This window comes from Gemmatimonadaceae bacterium, assembly GCA_035533015.1.
Lineage (GTDB): Bacteria > Gemmatimonadota > Gemmatimonadetes > Gemmatimonadales > Gemmatimonadaceae > JAGWRI01.
This window is the reverse complement of sequence record DATLUQ010000012.1, coordinates 50,181-61,043: the sequence shown is the minus strand read 5'-3', so window position 1 is coordinate 61,043 and position 10,863 is coordinate 50,181. Positions and strand designations below refer to the sequence as shown.

The 10,863-nt window shown below is 68.3% G+C and carries 11 protein-coding genes; 4 read left to right on the top strand and 7 right to left on the bottom strand.

Annotated elements, in window-relative coordinates:
* From VNF92_02165 to VNF92_02140, 6 genes are all read right to left on the bottom strand, one after another.
* On the bottom strand, window positions 1–708 hold a 708-nt coding region (locus VNF92_02165; protein ID HVA56668.1), incomplete at its 3' end, for a hypothetical protein.
* Window positions 698–2,269, bottom strand: a complete 1,572-nt coding sequence (locus VNF92_02160; protein ID HVA56667.1) for a hypothetical protein — start codon at window positions 2,267–2,269, stop codon at window positions 698–700. The genes VNF92_02165 and VNF92_02160, both read right to left, overlap by 11 nt.
* Window positions 2,266–3,186 (bottom strand): ABC transporter ATP-binding protein, encoded by a 921-nt coding sequence (locus tag VNF92_02155; protein HVA56666.1) that lies wholly within the window; start codon window positions 3,184–3,186, stop codon window positions 2,266–2,268. The genes VNF92_02160 and VNF92_02155 overlap by 4 nt, the downstream gene beginning before the upstream one ends.
* 39 nt (window positions 3,187–3,225) lie before the next feature.
* Window positions 3,226–3,627: a GntR family transcriptional regulator gene (locus tag VNF92_02150; GenBank protein HVA56665.1), complete on the bottom strand. Its 402-nt coding sequence runs from the start codon at window positions 3,625–3,627 to the stop codon at window positions 3,226–3,228.
* A 54-nt stretch (window positions 3,628–3,681) separates the two neighbouring features.
* Window positions 3,682–3,981, bottom strand: coding sequence for a MoaD/ThiS family protein (locus VNF92_02145; GenBank protein HVA56664.1), 300 nt, complete (start codon window positions 3,979–3,981; stop codon window positions 3,682–3,684).
* The gene (locus VNF92_02140; protein ID HVA56663.1) at window positions 3,978–5,093 is read right to left on the bottom strand and encodes a sialidase family protein; all 1,116 of its coding nucleotides are present in this window, start codon (window positions 5,091–5,093) and stop codon (window positions 3,978–3,980) included. Before VNF92_02140 ends, VNF92_02145 begins: the two co-directional genes overlap by 4 nt.
* Window positions 5,094–5,299: 206 nt before the next feature.
* Here VNF92_02140 and VNF92_02135 point away from each other — a divergent pair, with 206 nt between their 5' ends.
* Together VNF92_02135 and VNF92_02130 are read left to right on the top strand one after the other, a co-directional pair.
* Window positions 5,300–5,656, top strand: a complete 357-nt coding sequence (locus VNF92_02135; protein HVA56662.1) for a metalloregulator ArsR/SmtB family transcription factor — start codon at window positions 5,300–5,302, stop codon at window positions 5,654–5,656.
* 87 nt (window positions 5,657–5,743) lie between these two features.
* Window positions 5,744–6,028 (top strand): SRPBCC domain-containing protein, encoded by a 285-nt coding sequence (locus tag VNF92_02130; GenBank protein ID HVA56661.1) that lies wholly within the window; start codon window positions 5,744–5,746, stop codon window positions 6,026–6,028.
* Between the two features lie 41 nt (window positions 6,029–6,069).
* Here the strand turns inward: VNF92_02130 and VNF92_02125 are convergent, their stop codons facing one another.
* Window positions 6,070–7,341 (bottom strand): FecR domain-containing protein, encoded by a 1,272-nt coding sequence (locus VNF92_02125; GenBank protein ID HVA56660.1) that lies wholly within the window; start codon window positions 7,339–7,341, stop codon window positions 6,070–6,072.
* 282 nt (window positions 7,342–7,623) lie between these two features.
* On the opposite strand from VNF92_02125, the gene VNF92_02120 reads away from it, so the two are divergent.
* Both VNF92_02120 and VNF92_02115 read left to right on the top strand, forming a co-directional pair.
* Complete coding sequence (locus tag VNF92_02120) at window positions 7,624–9,816, top strand: penicillin acylase family protein (protein HVA56659.1); 2,193 nt, start codon at window positions 7,624–7,626, stop codon at window positions 9,814–9,816.
* Between the two features lie 124 nt (window positions 9,817–9,940).
* Entirely contained in the window at window positions 9,941–10,831 is an 891-nt protein-coding gene (locus VNF92_02115) for a hypothetical protein (protein ID HVA56658.1), read from the top strand.
* The last annotated feature ends 32 nt before the right edge of the window (window positions 10,832–10,863 follow it).

Genomic DNA, 10,863 nt, shown 5'->3' with positions numbered 1-10,863 from the left:
GCGCGTGATGTACGCGGCGGGCACCGGCTCGAGCCACACCGTCTGCCAGATGCCGGTGACGGCGCTGTACCAGATGCTGTGCGGACGGAGCACCTGCTTGCCGCGGGGCTGCTCGCCGCGGTCGGTGGGGTCCCAGACGCGCACGACGAGGGTCTGCGGGCCGGTGCCGCGCAGGGCATCAGTAATATCTAATGTAAAGGGATCGTAGCCGCCGCGGTGTTCGCCCATCCGGGTGCCGTTCACCCACACCGTGGCCTCCCAGTCCACGGCGCCGAAGTGGAGCAGCAGATGTCCGCCGCGCGGCAGGGCGGGCGCGAGGAACGTGCGGTGGTACCAGAGCGCCTGCGAGTCGGTGACCGGGCGTTCCACACCGCTCAGCTGCGACTGCACCGGAAAGGGGACGAGAATCTTCCCGTCCCAACGCGCCGGTTGCGGGGCATCGCTGTCGGTGATGGCGTATTGCCAGGGGCCGTTGAGGTTGGTCCACGCGCGGCGCACGAGCTGCGGGCGCGGATACTCGGGCCAGGGGTGCGTGGGGCTGACGTCCGCCGCCCAGCGGGTGCGGATGTGGGTGGGGGCCAGTTGCGCGGCGGCGGGCGCGGGGGCAAGCGCCCCGCCCGCGGCGAGCGTGCATGCGGCCGCGAGTGCGGCGCGCAGGGCGGTGGCGAGGGCGCGCCGCGATCGATGGTCGGTCAGGTCAGTGGACACCCCGGGAAGTTGCAGCGTGCTTGTCGGTTGGGGAAGTGTATATGAGGTGGACCTGGTAGTAGCCCGGCTGTGGGACCCACGTGGCGAGTTGTACGTCTGCTCCGGCATACCATTCATCGTTCGGGGTCGGCGCAGATCCGCCGAAGTCGGCCTGTTTCGTGGCGAACTTGACGTCGTAATCGCGCCCCCGGACCCCCGGCATCACGAGCCAGACGTCACCACCGAAAAAGCCCGCCGGGGACAGCGCCATCGCCTCATGCCGACTCTCATTGATGAGCGACAGATTCAAATCGCCGTAGATGTTGAACGGTGTGTCGAGATCGAATTCCGGGCTGCCATTCGCCGTCAGCACGCGCGTCGTGACGAGGACGGAGCCGTTCCTGTGGGAGAACCCCATGAGGCGCACCCGGCCGCCGGCCGCCCGGAAGGTGCCCCCAGGCGCGAGCGCGATCGCGCCGAGCGGTACCAGCCGCGCCAGGCGGACCTCGGCGAACACCTCGACGCTCGCGACCGCGCCTGGCTGAGGTGCCGGTGCCCGTGGGTCGGGCGCGAGCGCGAAGATCGCGTCGTGTTCCGGGCTGGCGTACGGCCACTGCAGTCCTTCGAACGCCGCGATGGTGGCGCGGTGCGCCGTTATCAGCTGCGGGCGTCGGCCCATCTGGATGGTGCGGCCGTCGCGCAGATGGAGCACCGAGGCTTCGGCCATGAGTTGCACGCGGAGATCCGCCGGAGCGCCGTCGACCGAAACCGACATGTTCGCGCGGTACGGCGTGAGGGAACCCGCGGTGGTGTCCGGCGCCATGTGGAATTGGAGAACAGGGTGGGGCGGCATCGGCGGCCCTGCGATCATCCCGGTGGAGTGCATGAACGGTGCAACCATCGCTGTCGACGCAAGGTAGAGCCCAGGCAGCCAGATCGCCCGGCGCAGATCGCGCCGCCGATAGACGTCGGCGAGCAGCAGGAGCACGCCCGCTCCAGCGAGCAGCGCGACCGTAACTGGCACGCCGGGGGCCATCTGGTCGGGGTCGAGTTGGACGTGTGTCATCCACTCGAACGCCTGGGGAAGCAGCAGCACGGCGACAGGAATGAGCAGGATGACCAGGAAGAAATCCCGCAGCCCAGTGGTCAGTGCGGCAATCACGAACAGCGCCAGGAGGAAGAGCCCGCAGCCCGCCGCCGCCAGCAGGATCGGCGCCGCCGCCGCACCTGCCGGAACCCCGAGGCTTCCGAACACGAGGAACGCGACGATCGTCGGGAGAAGCACGATCGCAAGGGTCAGGAGCAGCTTGGCCGCCAAGACGGCCGTCGGCGATAGCGGGAGCGTCGACCAGTAACTCCCCACTCTCGTGGGCGAGTCGCTCTGCACGATTCCGGCTAGGGCGAGTACGCCGAGTACGAAGACGACACCCGCGAGCACGTCGAGCGTCGCGAACGACGGCACGATGGGTCCCATCCCGACGATTCCAGCAAGGACGGTGGCCGCGGCCCAGGCCGCGAGATACCCGCGCGCCTGCCGGATGTCCTTGGAGAGCAGGTGCCACACCTGCTGCGGCCAGTTCATATGGTCACTTCCGTGCGGCCGGTCGCGGCCGTTTCCTTTGCCAGTGCGATGAACACCTCGCGCAGCGTGGGGCGCCGCACGTCGATGCGCGTGGCGCCGGGGAAGAGCGGCGCCAGCGCCCGCGCCTCGAGTCCGTCGCCGCCCTGCGTCACCATGAACGTCACGTGGCCGCCGGCCCGCTCCACCGACGTCCACTCCCGGGGCAGTGCGCCGCCCGACGGCGCAGTGGTGGCCCCCACCACATCGACGCGCTTCATGCGTGTGAGCAGCGACTCCATCGATTCCGAGAACAGCATGCGGCCCTCGGCCATGAACCCCGCCCAGTCGGCGAGCATTTCCAGTTCGCTGATGTCGTGCGACGAGAGGAGGATCGTCCATCCTTCCGACCGCGCCGATTCGAGCAGCCCGCCCACCAGCTCGTCCTTCACCAGCGCGTCCATGCCGGAGAACGGTTCGTCCATGAGCACGACCTTCGGGCGGGGCGCGAGCGCGCAGCGCAGCGCCGCCTTCATGCGCTGCCCGCGCGAGAAGGTCCGGATCGGCCGGGTCGGATCGAGCCGGAACCGCGCTGCCAGCTCGGCCGCGAGCGCCGCGTCCCAAGTCGGATAGAGCGGCGCCAGATATGCGTCGAGCTGGTCGAGCCGCATCCACTCCGGCAGCTGCTGTCCCTCGGCGACGTACGTGATGCGCGCGCGATCGCGGGCGGCGAATACCATGGTGTCAAGGCCGTCCACCATGGCGCGCCCGGCCTGCGGTCGGCGCAGTCCCATGAGGAGTTGCATCAGCGTCGTCTTGCCGGCGCCGTTGGGGCCGACCAGGGCGTACAACGCCCCTTCGGGAACGCCGAGGTCGAGGCCGTCCAGCGCTCGGACGCGCCCGTAGTCGTAGGACACCCCTGTGACTTCGATCATTGGCATGGCATCACTCCGGTGCGGGTCCTTCCGGTGGTTCGACGTTCAGCGTGCGCCATCGCCGTCGCCTCCAAAGAGGTCGCTCCATCGCTTGCCGAGCGCCTCGAGCAGTTCGTCTCGGGTGAGCCCCAGTCGCCTGGCCTCGACGGCCAGCTGCTCCACCGGATGGGCGAGCAACGCCCGTCGCTCCGCGGCTGACGCGCGCCGTCCCGTGGTGACCACGGTCCCGATACCCGGGCGAACCTCCAGCAGCCCATCGCGCACCAACTCGGCGATCACCTTCTGCGCCGTGTTGGGATTGACCTTCAGCGCCTGGCTCAACTCGCGAACGGAGGGGAAGGCACTGCCGGGCGCGAGTTCGCCGGCGACGATCGCCCGCGTGGCCGCGTAGACGGTCTGGCGGTAGGGCGATTCGCCCGGCTTGAGGGTGACGCTGAACGGAAGCACTGTGTACTATGTGACATAGTACACCTAGGTGTCAAGGGCGATCTGCCGGCGGGCCTACCCGCCCGCGATCGCCCCCACCACGAGATACGGCTCCCGCCCCTCGGCCACGGCGTTGGGCAGCGGCGCGTCGGGCGACTCGTGCGACAGATCCTGTTCGCAGGCAAAGAAGCGCACGAACGGCCGGCGCTGCTGCGTGACGTGATCGCGGATGGCGCCGCGCAGCACCGGATAGCGCAGCTCCACCGCGTCGAGCACCGACCGCTGCGTGGCCGGGCCCGCGACATCGAACGCCAGCTCTCCGCCCGGCAGTTGGGCCAGGCGGTAGAGCGGCGCCGGCAACACCACGCGGATCATGAGAGCGTCTGCACCTCCACCGACAGCACCGCCGGCAGATCGCGGACGATCGCATTCCAGCTGTCGCCGGCGTCGGCCGATGCGTACACCTGCCCGCCCGTGGTGCCGAAGTACACGCCGCATTCGTCCAGGCGGTCCACCGCCATCGCGTCGCGCAGCACGTTCACGTAGCAGTTCTCCTGCGGCAGCCCCTTGGTGAGCGGCTCCCACTCGTTGCCGCCCGTGCGGCTGCGGTACACGCGCAGCTTGCCCTCGGGCACGAAGTGCTCGCCGTCGCTCTTGATGGGGAGCACGTACACGGTTTCCGGCTCGTGCGCGTGGACGTCGACCACGAACCCGAAGTCGGTAGGCAGGTTGCCGCTCACCTCGCGCCACGACTCGCCGGCGTCGTCGCTGCGCATCACGTCCCAGTGCTTCTGCATGAACAGCGTGTTGGGCCGCGACCCGTGCAGCGCGATGCGGTGCACGCAGTGCCCCACCTCGGCGGTGGGATCGGGGATGTAGGTGGAACGCAGCCCCTGGTTGATGGGCTTCCAGGTCTCGCCGCCGTCGTCCGTGCGGAAGGCGCCGGCCGCGGAGATGGCGATGAAGATGCGCCGCGGATTGGTGGGATCGATGAGGATCGTGTGCAGGCACATGCCCCCCGCGCCGGGCTGCCACTTGGGTCCGGTGCCGTGGCCGCGCAGGGCCGACAGTTCGCGCCATGACTTGCCGCCGTCGGTGGAGCGGAACATCGCCGCATCCTCGACGCCGGCGTACACGGTCTCGGGATCGGCGAGCGAGGGCTCGAGGTGCCAGACGCGCTTGAATTCCCACGGGTGCGCCGTGCCGTCGTACCACTGGTGCGTGCCGGTGATGCCGTCGTACACGAACTTGTTGTCCACCGCGTCCCACGTCTTGCCGCCGTCGTCGGAGCGCTGGATCTGCTGGCCGAACCAGCTGCTGGACTGCGAGGCGTAGATGCGGTCGGGATTCACCGGCGATCCCTTGAGGTGGTACATCTCCCACCCCGCGAAGTGCGGGCCGTCGACCTTCCAGTTCTTGCGCTTGCCGTCGGACGTCAGAATGAACGCACCCTTTCTTGTACCGACGAGCACCCGTACCCCGCTCATGACCGCCTCCGTCGTTGATCCGCCGGCGGACAGAATATCAGCCGCCGGTGGCGTTGTCGATCCTCCGGCGTCCCGCCGAGCCGTCCGGCAGGGCGTCCCCGTCCAGGCGGTCGATGGGGTCCCCACGGCCGCCCAACGGCGCCTTGACAGGGTGGGAATCCGGTTGTATTTAACCTATAAGTTATTTAACTGGATGGTTCACCAGAATGGTCACCGCCGTCGACAACCTGAGCGCCACGCTTGCCGCACTCGCCGATCCCACGCGGCGGGCCATCCTGTCGCGGCTGTCCAGAGGCGAGGCCACGGTCACCGAGTTGGCTGGTCCATTCGAGATGAGCCTGCCGGCGGTCTCCAAACACCTCAAGGTGCTGGAACGCGCTGGGCTCATCACGCGCGGGCGGGAGGCCCAGTGGCGGCCTTGCCGTCTCGACGCCGCGCCGCTGCGCGACGTGGCCAACTGGGTGGGCCAGTACCGCCGGCTGTGGGAGCGGCGCCTCGACCGGCTGGACGACTATCTGCAGAGCGCCAAGTCCAAGGAGGCTTCGCATGGCAGAAAGAAGTAGTGGAAATCGCGCCGATCAGGCGGCGTCCGACCGGGACGTGGTCATCACGCGCGAGTTCGACGCGCCGCGCCGCCTGGTGTGGCAGGCGTGAACCCGGAGCGCATCGTGTACACGACGGACCTGTCGGGGCAGCCCGAAGCGTGGACCGATACCCTCAACGAGTTGCGCGGGATGCCGAAGGGCACGCCGGTGGACGACAGCGTGGTCACCGTGATCTTCGAGGAGTTGGCGGGGAAGACGCGCCTCACGATCAGCACGCGCTTCGTCTCGGCCGCCGACGCCCGCGCGTTCCGCAAGATGAGGATGGAGGAAGGCTGGGGCGGCAGTTTCGTGAAGCTCGCTCGCCTGCTGACGAAGGGGAGCGGAGGGTAACCCCCGCTCCCCTCCCCCTCGCCCTCAACGGGACACGACGCCTATTTCTTTTTCGGCTTCTTGGGCGTGGGCGCGGGCGTCGCGTCCCGGAACACCATCGTTTCCCCTTCGTATTCGAACTTGACGTTCCCGCTCTTCTCGATCGCGTTGATGGCCGCCATGGACGAGGTGGTCGGCGCCTGGATGGAGATGTCGCGCGTGAGCAGAGAGCTGTCGAGCACCACGATGTGCGTGCCGTACCAGCGACGCAATTCGGCCAGCGCCTGTTCCAGCGACTCGTGCGCGATGGTCACCGTGCTGTCGGTCCACGACGTGGCCTCGGCGAGCTGGTCGGGGGTGGGCGCGGCCACCTGGCCGCCCGCGGTGATGCGCAGCGCGGCGCCGGACGCGATGGGATGCAGGTCCTTCGTGTCTTGACCCACGCGTACGGTGGCGCTGCCGTTCTTCACGAACACGACCATGGCTGTATCGGACGTATCGGCGCGCACCACGAAGCTGGTGCCGGGCACGTCGATCACCGCGTTGTCGGCCCGCAACTCGAATGGGGCCGACATCCCGGGGGCGACGTCGATCGTTGCCGCGCCCTGAAGGCTCACGACCCGAAGGTCGTTCCCGAAGTGCTCGGGCACGACGAGCTTGGACTGCGGGGCGAGCATGATCTTGGAGCCGTCGTCCAGATTGACGATGGCGAACTGGCCGGGCCCCGTCTGGTGGGGGCGTGCACCGGGCGAGTTGAGGGAGGCGACGATGGCGCCCTCGCGCCCTGCCCGGTTGAGCCACCATGCCGCCCCACTTGCAGCGGCGATCGCGATCACGCCGATCGTGATCGGCACTACGTACGAGCGACGCTTGGCGAGGCCGGCCACGTGGCTGGCGGCATCCCGTCTGGAATGTGCGGCGATGGCGCCGGCGGCCGCTTTTGAATCGGGGTGGAGTGTGCGGTGAATACGCTGCCACGACTCGTCGACGCTGGCCGCCTTCTCGGCGTGGCCGCCGCCGTGCGATCCCGAGCCGCCAAAGTGATGGGCGCTGGCCCGGCGGCTCAATTCGCGCGCGGCCGCGTGGGCCACCTCGCCGTGCAGGAAGTCTTCGAGCTGTTGGGCGGTCTTGAACTCCTCGCGTCCAGCCCAAGCGCCGAGAAAGAGCCCTTCGACCACATGGGGCGCGGCCGCTGGGGAGTCCTTGAGATGTTTCTTGGCCTCTGCGATGAGGGCCGAAAAATGCGAGCGGAACACCCGCTCGAGCGCGCGTTCGTCAGGAAGGGGTGGCCCGGCGGATGGCGCCGGGCCGGACGGCGGCGGGACTGCAGGCATGGAACCTCCAGGAACGTTTGTCTGGATAACTATGCCCGACTGACCCAGTCGGCGGAAGTCTCAGTTGGCAGGAACGTTCAGCTCTCGGGCATGGCCAGGGAATTCCGACGCTTTCCCTTGGCTTGATATCGCGCGTCCTCGGCGTCGTGGCGCACCACGGCGTGGTGGCCACGCGCCCCGGCACGGCGGCCATCCGAGCGGCTGACTGGACCGTTCCCGGTTCGGCAGGCATGTTTGCCGGCGGACGTCTCACCCACCCTTGGACCTTTCCAGCGAGCCCCGATGAAGAAGTTCCTCGTGCTCTGTGCCGCGGCAGCCGCCAGTTTGGCGCCCCGCGCCGCGCGCGCCCAGTCTGCCCAGGAGGTCGCACGCTGGCAGCAGGAAGCCCAGCGCGTGACGATCATTCGCGACGACTGGGGCATTGCCCACGTGTACGGCCATACCGATGCCGACGCTGTATTCGGCATGGAATACGCACAGGCCGAGGACGACTTCAACCGAGTGGAGACCAACTACCTCGACGCGATGGGGCGGCTGGCGGAGGCGGAGGGCGAGTCACAGGTCTGGCGCGACCTTCGCATGAAGCTGTTCATCAATCCCGATTCGTTGCGGAAGATGTACGGCGAGAGCCCGGCCTGGCTGCGGTCGCTCATGGACGCGTTCGCCGACGGGCTCAACTACTATCTGTATACGCATCCGCAGGTGAAGCCTCGGGTGATCACGCATTTCGAGCCGTGGATGGCGCTCAGCTTCACCGAAGGCAGCATCGGCGGCGACATCGAGCGTGTGAACCTCGCCGGGCTGGCGAACTTCTATGGCGGCGTGCCGCTGCCGGCGGGACGTGGGCGGGGAGCGGAGGGCGACGGGCCGCCGCCCGAGCCGTCGGGTTCCAACGGCATCGCCATTGCGCCCAAGAACACGCTCGACCACCACGCGCTGCTGTGGATCAACCCGCACACGTCGTTCTATTTCCGCTCGGAGCTGCAGATGGTGAGCGACGAGGGACTGGACGCGTACGGCGCGGTCACGTGGGGTCAGTTCTTCATCTATCAGGGGTTCAATCCGACCGCCGGGTGGATGCACACCTCGAGCGGCGTGGACAACATCGACGAATTCCTGGAGACGGTCACCAAGCGGGGGGACGGCTACGTCTACAAGCACGGCGACCGTGAACTCCCCGTGGTCTCCACGCAGATCACCGTGCCGTACAAGACGGCCAGCGGGATGGCCAGCCGGACGTTCACCGCCTATTACACGCAGCACGGTCCGGTCATTCGCCAGGACGGGGACCGCTGGGTGAGCATCAGCCTGATGCAGAGCCCGGTGAACGCGCTCATCCAGTCGTACACGCGCACCAAGGCCAAGGATTACGCGGCGTTCCGGAACATCATGCACCTGCACACCAACTCCTCCAACAACACGATCTTCGCGGACGCCGAGGGCAACATCGCGTACTTCCATTCGAACTACATCCCGCGGCGTGATACGAGCTTCGATTGGACCAAGCCGGTGGACGGCAGCAATCCGGCCACCGACTATCACGGCCTGCTGACGATCGACCAGACGCCGGGCCTGCTCAATCCGGCCACCGGCTGGTTGTACAATTCGAACAACTGGCCGTGGTCGGCGGCGGGGCCGAGCAGCCCCAAGCGGCGTGACTATCCCAGGTACGTGGAGACGGGCACGGAGGAGAGCCCTCGCGGCTACCACGCCCTGCGCGTGCTGCCCGGCCATAAGGATTTTACCATGTCGTCGCTGACGGCGGCGGCGTTCGACAGCTATCTGCCGGCGTTCGCGACCATGATTCCGCCGCTGGTCAAAGCGTATGACGCGACCCCGGCGGGCGATCCGCTCAAGGCGCGGCTGACGAAGCAGATGACGCTGCTTCGCGCCTGGGACTATCGATGGGGGATCAACTCCGTCCCGACGTCGCTCGCCGTGTTCTGGGGCACCGACGTGATGCGGCGCGTGGGGCGCGAGGCGCGGGCGGCCGGGATGTCGGCCGAGGACTACGTGGCCCAGCGGGCCAGCCCGCACGAACTGCTCGCGTCGTTGGCCGCGGCCTCCGACACGCTCACCGCCGATTTCGGCAACTGGCAGACGCCCTGGGGCGACATCAACCGCTTCCAGCGCATCAACGACGACATCGACCCGCACTTCGACGACGCCGAGCCGAGCATCCCCGTGCCGTTCACGTCGTCGGTGTGGGGCTCCCTGGCCTCGTTCGGGGCGCACGCCTACTCGAATACCAAGAAGTGGTACGGCACGAGCGGCAACAGCTTCGTGGCGGTGGTGGAGTTCGGCGACAGCGTCCGGGCCCGCGCCGTGACGGCGGGCGGCGAGAGCGGCGACGTTCATTCGCCGCACTTCGACGACGAGGCCGAGCGCTACGCCACCGGGAACCTGCGCGTCGTGTACTTCTACAAGTCGCAGCTCAAGGGACACACCGAGCGCGAGTACCACCCAGGAGGCTGATGGCGACCGCGCCGCATTGGCGGGGAACGCGCGTCCGCCGCGTCGCACCCCGAACGATGGTGACGGAAGGCGAGCGACAGACGCGCAACAGGCCCGGGACGTACGCTGAACAAGGGAGACGAACATGACGAACCTGCCCATTGGCCGCCGTCTCGTTGCGGCCGCCGCGCTGACCGGCGCCTCGATCTTCTCCGCACCGTCCGTGGCCGCCCAGCGCGGCGGGGGCCGCGGCTCCGGCCCCATGGCCGAGGCGTCGCAACTCGACGTGGAGGGGAAGACCGCACAGGCGCGCGTGATCTTCCAGGCGATCATCGACTCCGCCGCCGATCCGGCAGCGAAGGCCAATGCGCAGCGCGCCATGGCCATGTCCCATGCATTCGACGCGGACTGCGCCAACACGCTCAAGTATGAGCAGATGGTGATCGACTACTGGAAGAGCCGCGAGCAGGCGGAGCCGCAGAACGCGTTCTATCAGGAAGGCGAGATGGCCGACGAGGGCGCGCGGGTGTGCATCGACGCGGGCGATCTGAACGCGGCCGAGCAGTGGTACCGGAAGGGATACGAGTTGGGCACCATGGAACCGCAGCCCCGCACGCATCCCGCGAGCCTGTGGGACTTCCGGCTGGCCCATGCCTTGGCGCGCATCGCCGCGCGCCGCGGCGACAAGGCGGAAGCCGAGCGGCAGATCGCCGCCGCGCGCCGGGCGCTGGACGGCGACTCGGCCATGGCGGCTCAGCAGGAGCGATTCTTCCCGTATCTGGTGGGGTACGTGGCGCTCTATACCGGCGACCTCGCGACCGCGGAGGCCGAGTTCGGCAAGATGCTGGCCATGCGCGGAAACCAGAACGATCCGTTCATGACCTGCCTGCTCGGCATGACCTACGAGAAGATGGGCCAGCAGGCGAGGGCCGACGAGCTATATAAGAAAGCATATGGCCTGGCGACCGCGCACAACCCGCCAGCGGCGTTCGTGCGCCCGTTCGTTCGACGGAAACTCGGGCCCGGGGCGGGGTGACGGACCGGGCGCCGGGTGGGCCGTGATCCGGA